The organism is Arthrobacter agilis (genome assembly GCF_006494655.1).
GTDB lineage: Bacteria > Actinomycetota > Actinomycetes > Actinomycetales > Micrococcaceae > Arthrobacter_D > Arthrobacter_D agilis.
Genome location: NZ_VHIM01000007.1, coordinates 114,604 through 132,061, shown reverse-complemented (window position 1 = coordinate 132,061; position 17,458 = coordinate 114,604). Strand labels below are relative to the sequence as shown.

Annotated in this window: 11 protein-coding genes; 3 read left to right on the top strand and 8 right to left on the bottom strand. The window is 70.9% G+C overall.

The window, feature by feature from the left end; all coding sequences use genetic code 11:
- Nucleotides 1-109: 109 nt before the first annotated feature.
- The 4 genes from FJV46_RS11975 to FJV46_RS15630 are packed head-to-tail and all read right to left on the bottom strand — an operon-like array spanning nucleotide 110 to nucleotide 5,618.
- Nucleotides 110-844, bottom strand: coding sequence for a thymidine kinase (locus tag FJV46_RS11975; protein WP_087026166.1), 735 nt, complete (start codon nucleotides 842-844; stop codon nucleotides 110-112).
- Entirely contained in the window at nucleotides 837-2,039 is a 1,203-nt protein-coding gene (locus FJV46_RS11970; RefSeq protein WP_087026164.1) for an alkaline phosphatase family protein, read from the bottom strand. The genes FJV46_RS11975 and FJV46_RS11970 overlap by 8 nt, the downstream gene beginning before the upstream one ends.
- 7 nt (nucleotides 2,040-2,046) lie before the next feature.
- Nucleotides 2,047-2,724 (bottom strand): DUF5998 family protein, encoded by a 678-nt coding sequence (locus tag FJV46_RS11965; protein ID WP_087026161.1) that lies wholly within the window; start codon nucleotides 2,722-2,724, stop codon nucleotides 2,047-2,049.
- Nucleotides 2,725-2,771: 47 nt separating this feature from the next.
- On the bottom strand, nucleotides 2,772-5,618 hold the full coding sequence (locus tag FJV46_RS15630) for a bifunctional GNAT family N-acetyltransferase/acetate--CoA ligase family protein (protein WP_087026157.1): 2,847 nt from the start codon (nucleotides 5,616-5,618) through the stop codon (nucleotides 2,772-2,774).
- A gap of 121 nt (nucleotides 5,619-5,739) precedes the next feature.
- On the opposite strand from FJV46_RS15630, the gene FJV46_RS11955 reads away from it, so the two are divergent.
- Nucleotides 5,740-8,388 (top strand): DNA gyrase/topoisomerase IV subunit A, encoded by a 2,649-nt coding sequence (locus FJV46_RS11955; RefSeq protein ID WP_087026154.1) that lies wholly within the window; start codon nucleotides 5,740-5,742, stop codon nucleotides 8,386-8,388.
- Nucleotides 8,389-8,411: 23 nt separating this feature from the next.
- Here FJV46_RS11955 and FJV46_RS15625 read toward each other — a convergent pair whose 3' ends face one another.
- From FJV46_RS15625 to FJV46_RS11935, 4 genes are all read right to left on the bottom strand, one after another.
- The gene (locus tag FJV46_RS15625) at nucleotides 8,412-8,567 is read right to left on the bottom strand and encodes an N-acetyltransferase (protein ID WP_232008629.1); all 156 of its coding nucleotides are present in this window, start codon (nucleotides 8,565-8,567) and stop codon (nucleotides 8,412-8,414) included.
- Between the two features lie 997 nt (nucleotides 8,568-9,564).
- A complete protein-coding gene (gene cydD, locus FJV46_RS11945; protein WP_158250116.1) occupies nucleotides 9,565-13,128 on the bottom strand; it encodes a thiol reductant ABC exporter subunit CydD in 3,564 nt (1,187 codons plus the stop codon).
- Nucleotides 13,125-14,147, bottom strand: a complete 1,023-nt coding sequence (gene cydB, locus FJV46_RS11940) for a cytochrome d ubiquinol oxidase subunit II (protein ID WP_087026377.1) — start codon at nucleotides 14,145-14,147, stop codon at nucleotides 13,125-13,127. Before cydB ends, cydD begins: the two co-directional genes overlap by 4 nt.
- 112 nt (nucleotides 14,148-14,259) lie before the next feature.
- Nucleotides 14,260-15,861, bottom strand: coding sequence for a cytochrome ubiquinol oxidase subunit I (locus FJV46_RS11935; RefSeq protein ID WP_087026148.1), 1,602 nt, complete (start codon nucleotides 15,859-15,861; stop codon nucleotides 14,260-14,262).
- Between the two features lie 222 nt (nucleotides 15,862-16,083).
- On the opposite strand from FJV46_RS11935, the gene FJV46_RS11930 reads away from it, so the two are divergent.
- Nucleotides 16,084-16,452: a BlaI/MecI/CopY family transcriptional regulator gene (locus FJV46_RS11930; RefSeq protein ID WP_087026145.1), complete on the top strand. Its 369-nt coding sequence runs from the start codon at nucleotides 16,084-16,086 to the stop codon at nucleotides 16,450-16,452.
- A 6-nt stretch (nucleotides 16,453-16,458) separates the two neighbouring features.
- A complete protein-coding gene (locus tag FJV46_RS11925; RefSeq protein ID WP_087026141.1) occupies nucleotides 16,459-17,454 on the top strand; it encodes a M56 family metallopeptidase in 996 nt (331 codons plus the stop codon).
- Nucleotides 17,455-17,458: the final 4 nt, after the last annotated feature.

Sequence of the window (17,458 nt, the reverse complement as noted above, 5' to 3'; positions counted from 1 at the left end):
TCGCGCTGCGAGCCCGCGGCGCCTGACGCCGCCAGGCGCTGTTCACAGGTCCCGCTGTCGATCCCCGGGCCGACTGTCTCCGGTCGGTGCCGGATCGTTCGGTGCCGGATCAGCCGCGTGCAGGCGCCGCTGCCGATCCCTGCCGCTGGTCGAACGGCAGGGGCATCTGGTGGGCGTGGAGCGACGGCGACGTACGCGAGGTCTGCCGCCGCATGTGGTGGCGGCGGCACAGTGTTTCGTAGCCGATGACGGGATCCGCGGAGGGGTCGCCCGACGTGTCCCCCGGGATCGGTCCGATCACGGCATCCGCCTGCTGATCGACGTCGCCCACCATCATCTGGTCCCCCTCGACCACCATCACCCCGTCGACCGTCCGCGCATTGTGTGTGGCGCGCTTGCCACACCAGCACAGCGCCTCCACCTGCAGCACCTGCACCCGATCAGCCAGTTCGATGAGCCGTCGGGAACCGGGGAAGAGCCGGGTGCGGAAGTCCGACGTGATGCCGAAACTGAACACGTCGATGTCCATCTCGTCGACCACGCGGGCCAGCTGGTCGATCTGGGGCTCGGTGTAGAACTGGGCCTCGTCACAGATGACGTAGTCGATCCTCGCCCCCATGGTCTGGCGGACCGTCATCTCGGCCCAGAAATCGGTGTCCGGCAGGACCTCCACGGCCGGTACCTGCAGGCCCAGGCGGCTGGAGATCATTGATTCACCCGCGCGGTCGTGCGAACTGAACAGCAGCCCCCGGCGCCCGCGGGCCTTGTGGTTGTGATCCATCTGCAGCGCGAGCGTGGACTTGCCGCAGTCCATGGTCCCGGAGAAGAACAGCAGCTCAGCCACGCCGGGGCCCCTTCCCGTTCCTGGTGCGGACAGCTGCGGCAGGCGTCGGCAGGATCAGCAGGGGGATGTCACGCTCGGCGCGTGTCAGCGAACCGTGCTGTCCCACCATCGCAAAGGCGGACGGCTGCGCCCGCCGTCCGTCGATGAGGGCGACGCCCTCGCGGGCGAGCACGAGCAGGTCGCCGATGCGCGGCCGCACTTCGTCCCGCACCGAGCCGAAGTAGCCGTGCTCCACGGCCTCCTCTCGCGTGAGGATCCAGGCCCGGGTACCGAAGGCCTCGTGCCAGCGCAGCGCCACGGCGTCGCGCTCGGAAGCCGTGAGCCCCTGCTCGAGGTAGAGGTGCAGCATGCGCGGTTCGCCGGCCGTGTGGGCCACCCCGTCGATCAGATCGGGGCGGAGAGAGTAGTCGATGCGCTGGGTCGCCGGGACGTCCACCATCCCGTGGTCCGCGGTCACCACCAGGAGCGTGTCGGACGGAACCCGGCGTGCGAGCAGCTTCAGCGCGGCATCGAGGTCCTCGAGGGCCCTGAGCCACTCGGCCGAGTCCACGCCGTACCGGTGACCGGCCTTGTCGAGATCGTTGACGTAGAAGTACATGAGCATCCTCGACGCGCCCGCGAGCTGCCCCGCCGCGGCGTCGACGCGCGCCTGGATGGTGTTGGCGCCGACGAACGTCCCGCCGCGGAGTGCGGCGCGGGTCATCGGGGAATCGGCGAACCGGGGCTGGCTCACGGTCACGACGGGCACGTGCGCGGCCGCTCGTTCGAACACGGTCTCGTACGGCTGCCACGTGAGCGGGTCGACGCCGGGATCCCAGCCTCCGAGCATGTTCACCACGCGGTCCTGCGCCGGGTCAAGGACGTCGTAGCCGACCATGCCGTGCTGGCCCGGGGGCAGGCCCGTTCCCAGACTCGCGAGGGACGCCGCCGTGGTGGAGGGGAACGCCGAGGAGAGCGTGCGCGCGGAGTCGAGGTTCTCGCGGAGGAAGGGTGCGTGGGCAGCGAACTTCCTGAGCAGCGTCAGCCCGAGACCGTCCACCATGACCACCGCCACCCTGCGCGCGGCGGGGAGCGACAGCGTGTTCGTGAAGCCCTCGATGCCGAGGGCGCCTGCGGCGCTCGTCAGCACCTCGGCCACGGTGGACAGCCCGTAGGCGGGTGGGGCCGGCAGGGGCTCCCGGTGATCGAAGGGCATCGGGCCGCTACCGCTGGTGGTGGGCCCGGTTGAACCGTCCGCCGAAGCCGGGCTGGCGACGCGGCGGAACGTCCGGCGCCGCGACGAAGCCGCCGGACACGGGACTCGCCGTGTTGACCTTGCGCAGGGCGCGCGCGAACGACTTCGCATTCTGGACCGCCTGGGCGCCGTCGGCCTCGGCACTGACGCGGAGGACGATGTCCTCCTGCGCCACGGTCCCGGTGAGGCCGTGGTCGGCGTCGCACTGCGGATCCCCGCAGCTCGCCGGCCCGATGTCGAGGCGCTGCCCGCCCGACCAGGCGATGGCGAGCGTCATTTCGCGGACCTGGTCGCTCGGCCTGTAGTCCTGGGGTTGCGCGTACAGGTAGCTGAGGACCACCGACCGGATCTGGCTGACGGGCACGGACTCGGTGGAGACCTGCGCCATCACCTGCTCCCCGGCGTCATCGAGCTGCTGGTCGTCCACGTGGGTGATGACGAGCATGTCCTCGGTCAGCACCAGGACCGTGATGTGGCGGTGCACCTCGGTGCGCTCGAAATGCGTCTCGAGGTGGGCCACGTGGGACAGCGGCTCACGGCCGTCCAGCGCATCGTGGACGACATCGGCCACGAGACGGGGATAGAAACCTGCCCGCTCGAGCGATGCATCGAGGTCACGCCACTGGGCGGAAAGCGATGGGGTCATGAACCCAGTTTCCCCCACCGGCCCGCCTGCTGCCTAACCAGCGGGAGTCAGTCCCGCATGGCCCGGCGTGCGCTGTCGGTGCGTCGCTGCGGGTTGCCGACGTCGATCACGGCACCGAGGATCGTGAGCCCCGACGTCGCAACGAGGATCGGATTGAATTCGAGGCGCGCGATCTCGGGATGGTTGTCCTTGAGCAGCGCCACGCGCGACACCAAATCCTCGATCGCCGCGACGTCCGCCGGCGGCAGGCCCTGGTACCCGAAGAGCTTGCGGGCGGCCCCGGGTGCCCGGACGAGATCGGCGATGTCACCGCTGCTGAGCGGTGGCACGGCGTGTGCCCAGTCCTCGAGGAGGTTCACCGCATCTCCCGCCAGCCCGAAGGAGACCACCGGGCCCATGAGCGGATCCTCGATGGCACGGAGCGTGCAGGCCTGCCCCGAGGGTGCCATCGGCTGGACCTCCATCCCGAACCTGCCGAAGGGAGCCAGCACCCGCTCCATCTGAGCGATGTTGCGCCGCAGCGAGTCGGGGCCCTCGATGGAGAGCCGCACCCCGCCGAGGTCGAGTCGGTGCCGGAGGTGTTCGTCCACCGTCTTGAGCGCCACCGGCCACCCGAGCTCCTCCGCCCGCTGCACGGCCTCCTCGACCGAGGTGAAGCCCACCGAGGGCAGGAGGCGCATGCCGTAGGCCGCCATCAGCGCCGCACACTCGCCGGGGGTGAGGCGGGTCAGCTCGACGTCGGTGACGCGTTCCCGCACCCCCGCCAGGACCGTCACGGCACGGTCCGTATCGACGCCGGCGGGCTCGGTGAAGTCCCCATGGTCCCGCGCGCGCCACCGGGCGTAGCGGACCACGGCACCGAGCGCGGTGAGGGCTGCGCCGGGGCTCGGGAAGCAGGGCAACCCGCGCTGCAGCGGGAGGACCACCGCCGGATCGGCGTCCTCCGGGGCATCCCCCGGCGTCGCGGGCGCACCCGGGTCCGGCCGGGCAGCGGCGTGGGTCCCCCCTGCGTCCGGATCGGCGCGGAGCGGGGAACCGGGCCCATCGGGCTCGCGCCCGGGTGACGTTCCGGCCCCGCCGCCCGGGGTGCCGACGAGTCCATCGAGCTGCAGCCGCTGGTCGAGGATGCCCGTGAAGGAGGCGACGAGGGGTTTGCCTGCCACCTCCGCACAGCGCTGCAGGCAGGCGGCGACGGCGTCGGCGGTCAGGCCGCGCGCCGGGAGGGTCGTGACAATCGCGGCGTGGACCGCCGGGTCCGCGAGCGCGTCCGTCACGGCCGTCGTGAGGGCGGGCAGCGCCACGGACAGGCCCGTGTCCAGGGCGAGGTCCACCAGGCGGTGCGCCACCGTCATCCCCTGGGCGACCACCCCGTCCGCCACGACCTTGCCGAGTGCGGAGGAGTTGCTGATGACGGCGACACCCGAACCTCCGGGCAGCGGCTGGCTCGTGACGATCTGCGCGATGTCCATCAGCTGCTCCGTCGTCTCCACGCGCATGACGCCGGCCTGGCGCAGCATCGCGTCGAGAGCTCCAGCCGGGGCCTGCGTGGTCCGCACGGCGTGTCCCGGCGGGAGCTGGAGCCCGGTGACGTCGGATTTCGCGACGATCACGGGTTTGGTCCGGGCCAGGCGGCGAGCGATCCGCGAGAACTTCCTCGGGTTGCCGATCGACTCGAAGTACAGGCCCACCGCCCGCGTCGTCGGATCGTCCTCCCAGAACTGCATGGCGTCGTTCCCGGAGACGTCCGCGCGGTTGCCGGCCGAGATCACGGAGGAGACCCCGAGCCCGCGCCGGTGCGCGCTCGCGTAGAGCAGTACTCCGAGTCCCGCCGACTGGCTGAACAGCGAGAGGACCCCGCGCTCGGGCAGCACGGGCGCCATCGAGGCGTTGAGCCGGACGTCGGGGTGGGTGTTGACGAGTCCGAGCGACGCCGGGCCGACCACCCGCATGCCGTGGGCCCTGGCCCTGTGCACGAGGGCCCGCTGCCGCGTGAGGCCCTCGCCGTCGTCGTCGGTGTAGCCCGCGGTGACCACGAGGAGACCCTTGACTCCGGCGCGGGCGCACTCGTCGACGACGGCGTCCATCTGGTCCTGCGGCACCGCGATCACCGCGAGGTCCACGGGCTCGGGGACCTCGTCGAGCGAGGCATGCGAGATCATGCCGCCCAGCTCGAAGGCCTCGGGGTTCACCGCATACACGCGCCCCGTGAACCCGCCGTCGGTCAGGTGCTCGAGCAGCGCATTGCCCACGCTGCCCCACTCGCGGCTGGCGCCGATGACCGCGACCGAATGCGGCGTCAGGAGCTCCGCCATGCTCCGGGCCTCGGCGCGGTGCTCGCGGGCCTCCATCACCGCCTGCGACTTCCGGGTGGGATCGATGTCGAAGCTGAGCATCACCACGCCGTCGTCGAAGTGCCTCTTCACCTCGTACCCCGCCTCCGCGAAGACCGTGATCATCTTCCTGTTCTCCGGCAGGACCTCCGCGGAGAATCTCCGGATGCCGTTCTCGCGTGCCGCGACGGCCAGGTGCTCCAGGAGGATCGATCCCACGCCCCGGCCCTGGTGATGATCGGAGACGTTGAAGGCGACCTCCGCCTCGAGCGGGTCGTCCAGGCGGTCGTAGCGGCCGATCCCGATGATGTCCTGACCACGGGTGATCACGAAGGCCACCCGGTCACGGTGGTCCACCTGGGTGAACCTCGTGAGCTCCCTGCTGCTCAGCTTGGCCTTGTAGGTGAAGAACCGGAGGTAGATCGATGCCTGTGACTGGCGGACGTGGAAGGCCTGCACCGCGTCGGCGTCGGACGGGGAGATGGGCCGCAGATGCGCCGTGCCGCCGTCACGCAGAATGACATCAGCCTCCCAATATTCCGGGTATTGTCCCTCCGTCACCATAGACTCAGGGTAGTCGGCGGGACCCCTGTTCCGGGTCCCACGGCGTCAGGACCGTCCGCGATGCGCGGACGCCGACCCGCCGATCACGTCCCTACCCCCGAGTCGAGGATTCGCCACGCACATGGCCAGGCGCCAGAACTCCGCACCGCCGGAGGATTTCACCGAGAAGATCATCGACATCGACGTCGAAGCCGAGATGGAGGAATCCTTCCTCGAGTACGCCTACTCGGTCATCTACTCGCGGGCGCTTCCCGATGCCCGCGACGGGCTGAAGCCCGTCCAGCGCCGCATCCTGTACATGATGACCGACATGGGACTGCGCCCCGACCGCGGGCACGTGAAGTCCGCCCGCGTGGTCGGCGAGGTCATGGGGAAGCTGCACCCGCACGGTGACAGCGCCATCTACGACGCGATGGTCCGCATGGCACAGGACTTCTCCCTGCGGCTGCCCCTCATCGACGGCCACGGGAACTTCGGCTCGCTCGACGACGGACCCGCGGCCGCGCGGTACACCGAGGCGCGCCTCGCCGCGGCGGCGCTGACCATGACCAACCACCTCGACGAGGACGTCGTCGATTTCATCCCGAACTACGACAACCAGCTCACCCAGCCGGAGGTCCTGCCCGCTGCCTTCCCGAACCTGCTCGTGAACGGGGCCAGCGGGATCGCCGTCGGGATGGCCACCAACATGGCGCCCCACAACCTCGGGGAGGTCGTCGCGGCCGCGCGACACCTCATCGCGCAGCCCGATGCCACCCTCGAGGACGTCATGCGCTTCGTCCCGGGACCGGATCTGCCGAGCGGCGGCAAGATCGTCGGGCTCGGTGGGGTGCGGGACGCCTACGCGACGGGCCGCGGCTCCTTCAAGACACGCGCCACCGTCAAGGTGGAGCAGCTCTCCGCCCGCCGGACGGGACTCGTGGTGACCGAACTGCCCTACACCGTGGGGCCGGAGAAGGTGATCGAGCGCATCAAGGACGCCGTCACCGCCAAGAAACTCCAGGGCATCTCGGACATCGTGGACCTGACGGACCGCAAGCACGGGCTGCGCCTGGTGATCGAGCTCAAGAACGGCTTCAACCCCAACGCCGTCCTCGCGCAGCTCTATCGCTTCACCCCGATGGAGGACTCCTTCGGCATCAACAACGTGGCCCTCGTCGACGGGCAGCCCCGCACACTCGGGCTGGTCGAGTTGCTGCAGGTCTACATCGCGCACCGCATCCTGGTGGTCCGCCGCCGCACGTCCTACCGGCTGCAGCGCAAGCGGGACCGCCTCCACCTGGTCGAGGGACTGCTCGTCGCGATCGTGGACATCGACGAGGTCATCCAGATCATCCGGTCCTCGGACGAGTCCTCCGAGGCCCGCGAGCGGCTCATGGCGATCTACGATCTCTCGGAGATCCAAGCCAACTACATCCTCGAGCTCCGGCTGCGCCAGCTGACGAAGTACTCGCTCATCGAGCTCGAGAAGGAGCAGGAGCAGTTGCGCCTCGAGATAGCGGAGCTGGAGGCCGTCCTAGGTTCCGAGGAACGCCTGCGGACCCTGGTCTCGGACGAACTCGGTGCCCTCTCCGAGCAGTTCGCCACACCACGGCGGACGGTCCTCCTCGAATCCGAAGCGGCTGCACCGCTCAAGGGTTCCACCCTCCCCGCGCCCGCGGGCAAGGGAGCGAAGGCAGCCCTCCCCCTCGAGATCGCCGACGATCCCTGCTGGGTCCTGCTGTCCGCCTCGGGGCAGCTGGCGCGGACGTCCGACCGGCAGCCGCTCACGGACGGTCAGCGGATCAAGCACGACGCCTTCCGTTCCGTACTGCCCTCCACTGCGCGGGGAGAGGTCGGCGCCGTCACCTCGGCCGGCCGGATGATCCGCCTGCAGGTCATGGACATGCCGGCGCTGCCACCGACGGCCGGTGTGCCGAACCTCGCGGGCGGCGTGCCGTCGTCGGAGTTCATCACGCTCGAGCGCGGGGAGCGCCTCGTGGGTCTCGCCCCGCTGAACGCCGTCGTGGCCCTCGGGACGACCCAGGGTGTGGTCAAGCGCGTGCAGCCGGACTACCCGCTGAACCGGGACGACTGGGAGGTCATCTCGCTCAAGCCGAAGGACGCGGTGTCGGGCGTCGCCGTCGTCGGCGAGCAGGACGATCTGGTCTTCGTGACGCGGATGGCGCAGCTGCTCCGGTTCCCCGCCGCGGCGGTACGCCCGCAGGGTCGGACCGCCGGGGGCATGGCCGGCATCAAGCTCGCGGCGGGAGATGCGGTGCTGCACTTCGGTGGAGTCTCGTCCGGCGACGACCAGGCCGTCGTCGTGACCGTCACTGCCGCCGGGGACGCCCTCCCGGGCACGGCGGCCGGGTCCGCGAAGGTCACCGAGTTCGCCGAGTATCCCGCCAAGGGGCGCGCCACCGCGGGTGTCCGGGCCCACCGCTTCCTGCGGGGCGAGGAAGCCCTCTCGCTGGCCTGGGCCGGGCACGGTCCGGCACGTGCCGCGTCCTCGAACGGGGTGGCGCGAGCGCTGCCCACCGAGCACGGGCGACGCGACGGTTCCGGCGTCCCGCTGACGCAGCAGATCGACGCCGTCGGTCCGTCGCTGCTGCGACTCGTGGAGAGCACAGGTCCCGGCACCCCGGACGTCGGCGCGGCGACCGGCGACGCGCCCGGCGCCCCGGACGTCGGCGCGGCCACCGGCGACGCGTCCGGCACGACGACGGGTGCCGCCGGTTCCGCAACGACGAAGGATTCCGCCGACGACGGCCAGGGGACCCTGCTCTAGGCCGGCGGGCTTCCTGCCGCCGGTCAGCCTTCCGGGGCCTCGATGGGCAGGTCGAAGACGATGGACCGCTGCGTGGGGACGTAGCCCATGCGTTCGTAGAGCCCCAGGGCGCCCGACGGGTTTTCCGTGTCCACTCCGAGGCCGGCGTTGTCCATGCCGGCCGCACGGTAGCGCTTCATCCCCTCGGTGAGCAGTGCAGGAGCCAGGCCCCTCCCCCCGCCAGGTCCTTCTCACGCCGAGCAGGTCGGTGTACCCCTCGGCGTGCCCGAGGAGTTCCCGCGAGTCCGGGTCGAAGCTCGCCAACTGGTAGGCCACGACCTCGTTCTTCGCGGGATCGAGCAGGGCCAGGCTCCAGTCGTCCCGGAACTCGGGGTGGGTCACGGTGAACTGCCACGACTCCTGGTCGCGTGGTTCGCTGCCCCAGTGGTCCAGGAACGCGTCGTTGTGCGCGAGGCGCACGAGCTCGACGATGTTGCGGTCGGCGCCCTCGGCGAAACTGAGCAGTTCGAGCTCCGCGGGGAACGGAAGCTCGGGGATCGGCTGGTCGAGCGGCCTCGTCATCTCCGTGAAGTAGCGCACGATACTGCTGCCGCTGGCGGTCAGCAGCGCGAGGTGGGAGGGATTTCGCTCCTCCACGTAGTTCCTGAAGATTCCCGACGTCCCGCCGGTCTCCCGGATCCGCTGCCGGGCGCGCCACTCCTGCCAGTCGAGGACGGCGCGACCCAGGCCGCGCCGGCGCCAGGCCGGGTCCACCGCACCGGAGCCGTGGACGAGGGACGACCCTGTGTTCAGGGAGAGACGGCCGTAGGCCCGGGGAACGCCGTCGGCGTCGAACCCGGCGAGTGTGTCGCGGCGGGGATCGTTCTTCGACGCGCGCAGCGCCTGCTCGAGATCGGCGCGCTGCTCCACCCAGTCGGGCTCGTCCACCGCGGCGATGCGCTTCACCAGCGCGTGCCAGCGATCGATGTCGGAGTGCGTGAGCGGGCGCCACGTCAGGAGGTCGGGGAGCGACGGCGGGGCGCCCTCCTGCGCCTGATGGGCTTCGTGGTCCAGCGAGGTCTTCTCGGGCGTACTCATGATTCCAGCGTATTGCAGCCCGCCCGCGGGCGTCGGATTCCTGCCCCGACGGCGCGGTCCCCGCAGTCGGCCGCCCAAGATCACTCCTCGACGGTCGACTCAGGACCCCAGGACGACGACCTCGTCGAAGAGCGCGGCCTCGCCCGGATCATGCGTCACCAGGAGGACCGCATGCGTGGGCAACCCTTCGCGGAGGTCGCCGAGCAGTGCACGGGCTCCCTCGGCGTCCAGATGCGCGGTGGGTTCGTCCAGCAGGATCACGGTCGCACGGGTGAGTAGAGCCCGGGCCACAGCGAGCCGCTGCCGCTGCCCGCCGGAGAGCCGGGAGCCGCCGGCCCCCACCTGCGCATCCAGTCCGCCGGCGAGGGAAGCCGGGACGTCGCCGAGCCCCACCGCCCGGAGGGCGTCGCCGAGCTCGGCGTCCGACGCCGGGTCGTCGGCCGCCCGCGCGAGCTGGAGGTTGGCCCGGATGCTCGAGGCGAAGAGATGGCTCTCCTGAGGGCACCACGCGATGCGGGGGACGTCACCGGCTCGGGCGTCCTTCCCGTCGACCAGGAGCCGGCCCTCGTCGAGCGGGAGGAACCCCAGCAGGGCACCGATCAGTGTCGACTTCCCACTGCCGGAGGGGCCCGTGAGGGCTGTCCACCGACCGGGAGCGAGTGCGAGATCCACCCCGGCGACCACCGGGCGTCCCGGCCGGTAGCCGACGGCGGCGCCCTGCAGGGTGAGGGTGCTCGGTCGGCTGCGCTCGCGTCCGGAGTCGGGCGCTGGGTTGCGTCCTGGGTCGTGCGCTGGGTCGTGCGCTGGGTCGTTCTCGGGGCCGAGGCCGGGCAGGATACGCCGGGTGACGGCGGCGAGCGGGCCCCAGTGCTGCACGGAGGAGGTCCCTGCGATGAACGGCTCGATCAGGGCCAGCTGCATCAGCGCGAGGACGGCCGTGATCTCGGTCGGCAGTCCGTCCGCGTGGAGCAGGATGCCCACGGACGCCGTGCAGCAGGCTGCGACGATGACCGCCGTCGACGCGCCGGCCGCTGCCGCCGATCGACGGGCAGCCGCCGCCGACAACCGCTCGAGTCCACGGGTGCGGGTGAGGGCACGGGTGTGCGCACCGTTGATCCGCAGGTCCGGAGCAGCCTTCAGGAGTCGCGTGACGCGGCCGAGCGCGTCCGCCCGCACCTGTACCGCGGCGGCGCCGGCGGCCTGTTCACGCAGGACGGCGACCACCGGCGCGACGACGAGGGCGGCGCCGACGGACAGAGCCTGCCAGCCGAGGGAGGCGGGGTGGAGCAGTGCGGTCGTGGCGAGTGCCGCGCAACCGGTGAGCACGGCGGTGAGGAAGGGCAGCACCGCGCGGGCGGAGATGTCGCGCAGCTCGTCGACATCTCCCACGAGGGTCTCGATCCCGCCGGAGCCGCGCGCAAGCGTGCGCCAGGACCGGCCGGCACCCAGCAGCCCCGCCCAGAGGCGCAACCGGGTGTCATCGGCGCGGTGGAACACGGCACGGTGGAGCCAGAGCCGTTCGGCGTACCGCAGGACTGATCGGCCGATACCGAAGAACCGCACACCGACGATGGCCGTGAGGAGATACAGGATCGGGGGTTGCTCCGCTGCGCGGACGATCAGCCACCCGCTGAGCGCGGTCAGGGCGACCGCGAAGACCGACGCGCCCAGCCCCAGCCCGGCTGCGGCGAGGAAACGACGGTCCCACGGACGAACCAGCGTGAGAACGTCCCGTGCGGCACGAGCGGCGGAGGCCGGTGCCGGGACCGTGCCCACAGTGCTCACAGGGGTACCAGTGGCCCCAGTGCTCACAGGGGTCCCCGTAGTCGCTGCCGGGTCGTCGACGTCGGATCCCACCACGGCGCGCTTCCCGGTGCGACGCGGAGCAGGCAGCGGCGACTCCACGGGCACCGTGCCACGACCCGAGTGCCCCAGCCACAGCTCGGAGGACGCGAGCGCGGCGGTGTCGTCGTCGTGGGCGATCAGCAGGACAGTCAACCCCTCCCGGCGGGCCGCGATGGCGGCCCGGATGGCGTCGGAGGAGGCCCCGTCGACGTGCGCGGTGGGTTCGTCCAGCAGGAGTACGTCCACCGCAGGGTCCTCCGCTCGGATCAGGGCGCGGGCGACGGCGACACGCCTCAACTCGCCCGGGCTGAGCTCGGAGGCTGTGCGGTCGGCAAGAGCTGCGGCGTCGACCCGGGCGAGGACCTGCTCCACAGCCGGGGCGTCCTCCGCACATGCACCGTACAGCGCGAGCTCGCCCCGCACCGTGTCCATCACGAGTTCGGGGTGCTGCGGCACCCAGGCCACGCCGCCGTCGGCCGCCCCCGAGACGCGCCCGCGCAGATGCAGCTCCGGTGGGAGCGCAGCACGTCCCGCGAGCGCGCGCATGAGGGTCGTCTTGCCGCTTCCGCTGGCGCCGCGGAGTGCGGTGACGGACCCCGGTTCCAGCGTGAAGGAGACATCGTCGAGAACGGCGGAGCGGGCGCCGTCGTAGCGGGCGGTGAGTCCTTCGACGCGAACGCCCGCGGTGCCGCTCCCGTGCCCGCGAGCCACCGGCCTATCCACGCCCTGCACATTCTTCGGAGCATCGATCACGGCACGCACCCGGGATGTGGCCTCCTCGCCGTCCTCGCTCGCGTGGTGGGCGGCCCCGACGTCGCGCAGCGGCCCGTAGCATTCCGGCGCGAGGATGAGCGCAACGAGCGCCGTCTCGAGCGCGAGGTCGCCGTGGACGAGGCGGACGCCGGCGAACACGGCGACAACCGCGACCGAGAGGGTGCTGATGAGTTCGAGGGCGAGGGAGGACAGGAACACGGTGCGCAGGGTCGCCATCGTCCGCGCGGAGTAGGCATCGGCGATATCGCGGAGCGCACGGGTTTGTTCGGCCGCGCGGCCGAGCCCGACCAGGACCGGAAGGCCCCGCGCGAGTTCGAGCAGGTGGTCGGAGAGCCTGCCCAGGGCAGCGGCGGCCTGCTGCGTGCGGTCCTGCGTGTGCAGCCCGATGAGCGCCATGAAGACCGGGACAAGCGGCACGGTGAGGACGATGATGAGTGCACTGACCCAGTCCGCGGCCAGGATCCGCGCCCCGATGAGCAGCGGCACCACGGCGCAGGAGATCAGTGCGGGAAGGTACTGCGTGTAGTACTTGTCGAGACCGTCGAGCCCCCGGGTGAGGAGCACGGAGAGGGAACCCTGGCCGCCGGAGGAAGCCGCCGTCGTGCCGCCGTCATCAAGGACCCGGAGCACCGCCTCCTCGCGCAGCCGCTCCCGCACGCCGAGTGCGAGGCGCGCAGCGGTGGCGTCCTGGCCCCACGCGGCGATGGTCCGCAGCACCACGCCGCCCGCGCCCTGCAGGAGCACCGCGCCGGCGTCGAGCGACCCCGAGGCCAGGGACGCGAGCCCGACGGCCAGGGCCTGCGCCAGGAGCACCAGTCCGAGGGCCCGCGCTGCCGCGAGCACACCCAGCAGGTAGACGGCGGACCGGGAGCCGCTGCTTCCGGTCCCTCCCGCCCCGAGCCCGGCGAGGGGTGAGCCACCGAGGGGGCCGCGTGCCGCACGGGCGGTCCGCCGCGGCGCCCCTGATGCTCCCCCCTCCGCACACTCCTCGGTGTCGGAGGTCGGTGCACCGGGCCGGACCGGCGTGCCGGTGGAGCCGCTCACAGCGCCGTGACACCGTGCGCGGCCGGGATGCTCGCCTCGGACACGCGCCGCCGGAACACCCAGTAGGTCCAGGCCTGGTAGGCGAGGACGAGCGGGAGCCCGAAGCACGCGACGACGCTCATGACACCCAGGGTGTAGGGCGAGGACGAGGCATTGGAGACCGTCAGGTCGAACGCGGGGTCGACGGTCGAGGGCAGGACCACGGGGAAGACCGCGGCGAAGACGGACCCGACGAGCGCGAGCATCCCGACGCCCAGAGCGGCGAAGGCGCGCCCGTCCCGGCCGGACAGCGCTGACCGGTAGGAGGCGGTGAGCGCGGCGATCGCGAGGGCGACGGCGAGCCACGTGACCGCCGATCCGGCGTCCAGCTGCACGAGGAGCGCCCAGCCGAGGAAAGGCAGCATGGCGATCGGTAGCAGCCGGCGGAACAGCCGGTCCGCCTGCGCGCGCACGCCGCCCTCCGTCTTGAGGGCGATGAAGGCGGCTGCGTGGACCAGGCAGAAGAGGACGACGGCGGCGGCCCCCAGGAACGCAGGGGCGGTGGCCCAGGCGAAGGCGCCGCCGACGCGGTCGCCGTTGGCGTCGAGCGGCAGGCCCGTGGTGGTCAGGGCGAGCGCCGCGCCGATCCCTGCCGCCGCCGCGAAGGACCCGAGCGCGATCGCCCAGTCCCAGCGGTTCCGCCAGGCGTCGCTGTCCTGCTTGCCCCTCCACTCGAAGGCCACTGCTCGGAAGATCAGCCCGAGCAGGACGAGGAGGAACGGCAGGTAGAGCGCGGAGAGCAGTGAGGCGTACCAGAGCGGGAAGGCCGCGAACGTCGCACCCACGGCGGTCACGAGCCATACCTCGTTGCCGTCCCAGACGGGTCCCACGGTGTTGAGCAGGACACGCCGCTGGGTGTCATTGCGTGCCATCAGCTTCATGAGCATGCCGACCCCGAGGTCGAAGCCCTCGAGGAACAGGTAGCCGGCCCAGAGCACGGCGATCAGGACGAACCAGAGTGTGGGCAGTGCCTCGCTCATCATGGGGCCTTCCGGGACGGTGGGGTCGGGGTGTCAGGGCGCTCCGCGCGGGCTCGTGTGCCGGCCGGGGCGTGCGGCGTGCTGCGTGCCGTTCCGGCCGCGCGGCGAGCGGTCAGTATGCGAAGGCGAGGACATCGCCGTCGTCCTTTCCGCCACGCCGGGACGCGTCGCCGTCGTCGGAGCCGCCATGACCGTCGTCACGGGCCCCGTGCGCCAGCTCCGGCATGGCGGCGGCCGTCCCTCCGCGCACGTAGGTGACCAGCAGTCTCACCTCGACCACGAGCAGCGCGGCATAGACCCCGGTCAGGAGGACGAGCGACGTGACGAGTTCGGCGAGGGACACACCGGGCGAGACGGCGGCCGCGGTGAACATGAAGACGCCGTCGATACCCGTGGGGTCGGGATTGGGCGCCACCACGAAGGGCTGGCGGCCCATCTCCGTGAAGACCCAGCCGGCGATGTTCGCGCCGAAGGGGGCGAGGATGCCGAGGACCGCGAGCCGCATCAGTGGCCGGGACGCCGGCACGGTTCCCCGGCGCAGCACCCAGAGGGCCGCGGCAGCCGCTACCGCCGCGAGTGCTCCGAAGCCGATCATGAGCCGAAATCCCCAGTAGGTGACCTCCATGACGGGCAGGTAGTCGATCTCCGTCCCCGCCAGCTCCCCGTACTTGGGATCGTCGGGAAGGTGGGTGCCGTACTTCTCCTGGTATTCGGGGAGGAGCGTGTTGACGCCCTTCACCTCGGTGGTGAAGTCACCGTTGGCCAGGAAGGACAGCACGCCGGGCACCTCGATGACCGCCGTGATGTCATCACAGCTCTGTGCACCGAGATTGCCGATGGAAAGAATGGAGAACCCGGTGCCGTCGTGGCACGCCGCCTCTGCCGCCGCCATCTTCATGGGCTGCTGGTCGAACATGAGCTTGCCCTGCAGGTCCCCGGTGATCCCGGTGCCCGCGAAGGCGATCATGGCGACGACGGCGCCCGCCCGGGCCGACTGCAGCCACACCCGGTGGTCGACGGCGTCCCGGGCTCCCTGTGCTCCACCGACCGAGACCCGTCCGTCCGGTCCCACGGTGTCGAGCCCGTCGTGGCGGCGCTTCCACAGGTGGTACCAGCTGATGCCCAGGAGGAAGGCGCCGGCGACCGCCAGGCACCCGAACAGCGTGTGGGGGAACGCGACGAGCGCCGTGTTGTTCGTGAAGACGGCCCAGACGTCCACCATCACCGGCCGGCCGTCCACCATCTCGACGCCGACCGGATGCTGCATCCAGGAATTCGCGACGAGGATGAAATAGGCCGAGAAGACGGAGGCGAGGACCGCTGCCCAGAGGGAGAGGAGGTGGAGCAGGCGCGGCAGGCGGTCCCACCCGAAGATCCACAGGCCGAGGAAGGTCGATTCGACGAAGAACGCGAGGAGTGCCTCCATGGCGAGCGGCGCGCCGAAGACGTCACCGACGAAGCGGCTGTACTCGCTCCAGGCCATCCCGAACTGGAACTCCTGCACGAGCCCGGTCGCCACGCCGACGATGAAGTTGATGAGGAAGAGCTTGCCCCAGAACTTGGTCATCCGCAGGTACTGGTGCTGCCCCGTGCGGAACCACATGGTCTGCATTACGGCGACGAGTAGCCCGAGGCCAATGGTCAGCGGAACCATGACGAAGTGGTAGACGGTGGTGATCCCGAATTGCCACCTGGCAATCTCCAAGGCTTCCATGTGGCCCTTTCAGCAGTACGTGGCGCCGGCGGCGGCCACTTTTCTACAGAGCGTAGAAAGATTTCTTCTACACATCGTAGAACAAACTCGAATCCATTTCTACATGGAGTAGAAAAGCGCGGCGCAACGCTGTAACTTGGAACCAGCACGCTTCGCGCTCCCTGTCAGGGAGCGGATCCCGGTCCGGGTGGACCAGGACCGCGGTTTCATCGAAGGAAGAACATGGCAACGCTCGGAGATCTTGAACGCACGGTGATGGACCTGCTGTGGGCGACACCGGAGGCGATGACCGCCAACGCCCTGCGCGACGCCATCGCCGAGGCGCCTTTGGGGGAGGTGGGGCGCGAGCTCGCCGTCACGACGGTGCTCACCGTCCTCTCGCGCCTCGAGAAGAAGGGCCTCGTGGAACGTGAGCGCGACAGCCGCCCGCACCGGTACACGTCCGTGACGAGCCGGGAGGATCACACCGCGGAGCTGATGCACGAGGTGCTGGTCACGGCTCCCGACCGGGAGGCCGTGCTGGCACGCTTCGTCGGCAGCGTCTCGGAAGCCGAAGCGAAGACCCTGCGCAAGCTGCTCGGCGGCAGCTGACCGCCCGTGTTCTGGGCCTCCTATCTGCTCGCGGCTCTCGCGATCATCCTCGCGTGGCCCGCCCCGATCGCGCTCTCACGGGCTTCCTGGCCCGCTCGCGCCCCCTTCACCGCGATGGTGCTCTGGCAGTCGATCGCCCTCGGCGGAGGCCTCTCGATGATCGGGGCCATGCTGGTCTGGGGCCTCGAGCCCCTGGGGGACAATCTCGTGTCCGCCTCGGCAGGCTTCCTCAGGATCCTGGTCAGCGACGAGCCCGCAGCCTCACTCGGCGTGGTGCACGTCTTCGCGATCAGCGCCGCGACACTCCTGTTCGGGCACCTCGTCTCCACACTGATCCTGACGTTCATCAGGATCCGCCGGCAGCGCAGCCGACACCGGGACATGCTGACCCTCCTGAGCTCCCCCGCGGCCGATCAACCCGCCACCCTCGTCATCAGCCATCCGGTGCCCGTGGCGTACTGCCTCCCGGGAGGTGCTCGCTCGGTCACCGTGATGTCCGACGGCCTCATGGATCTGCTCACCCGTGCGGAGCTCGACGCCGTCCTCACCCACGAGAGCGCTCACCTGCACCAGCGCCACCATCTGCTCCTGTGGGCGTTCGCCGCCTGGCGCTCGGCTCTCCCCTGGCTGCCCACCTCCCTGTTGGCCCAGCGCGCCGTCAGTGAACTCATCGAGATGCTGGCGGACGACGAGGCGCTGCGTCATGTGGACGAACCGACGCTCGTACGTGCCATCGCGATCGTCGGATCGGGAGCGCTGCCGGACCAGCCGGACACGCTCAACGATCCCCTGGCCGAGGACGCCGGAGCACCTGCCGCGCGCGGGACCACCGACGTGACCGGCGGGACCGCCGATGCCCGGTCGACCGCCCACCGGCTCCAGCGCCTCCTCACACCCCTGCCGCCGCTCAGCAGGGTCCAGCAGGGGCTGGCGCTGTCCGTCGCCGGGCTCCTCCTGATCGTTCCTCCGGCGCTGCTGGTCGCGCCGGAGCTGATCGGCTGACAGC

What these genes read in the sequence shown, in the direction of transcription:
- FJV46_RS11970 (WP_087026164.1), bottom strand. Translation starts at nt 2,039, where the DNA reads ATGCCCTTCGATCACCGGGAGCCCCTGCCGGCCCCACCCGCCTACGGG.
- FJV46_RS11965 (WP_087026161.1), bottom strand. Translation starts at nt 2,724, where the DNA reads ATGACCCCATCGCTTTCCGCCCAGTGGCGTGACCTCGATGCATCGCTC.
- FJV46_RS15630 (WP_087026157.1), bottom strand. Translation starts at nt 5,618, where the DNA reads ATGGTGACGGAGGGACAATACCCGGAATATTGGGAGGCTGATGTCATT.
- FJV46_RS11955 (WP_087026154.1), top strand. Translation starts at nt 5,740, where the DNA reads ATGGCCAGGCGCCAGAACTCCGCACCGCCGGAGGATTTCACCGAGAAG.
- FJV46_RS15625 (WP_232008629.1), bottom strand. Translation starts at nt 8,567, where the DNA reads ATGAAGCGCTACCGTGCGGCCGGCATGGACAACGCCGGCCTCGGAGTG.
- cydB (WP_087026377.1), bottom strand. Translation starts at nt 14,147, where the DNA reads ATGAGCGAGGCACTGCCCACACTCTGGTTCGTCCTGATCGCCGTGCTC.
- FJV46_RS11935 (WP_087026148.1), bottom strand. Translation starts at nt 15,861, where the DNA reads ATGGAAGCCTTGGAGATTGCCAGGTGGCAATTCGGGATCACCACCGTC.
- FJV46_RS11930 (WP_087026145.1), top strand. Translation starts at nt 16,084, where the DNA reads ATGGCAACGCTCGGAGATCTTGAACGCACGGTGATGGACCTGCTGTGG.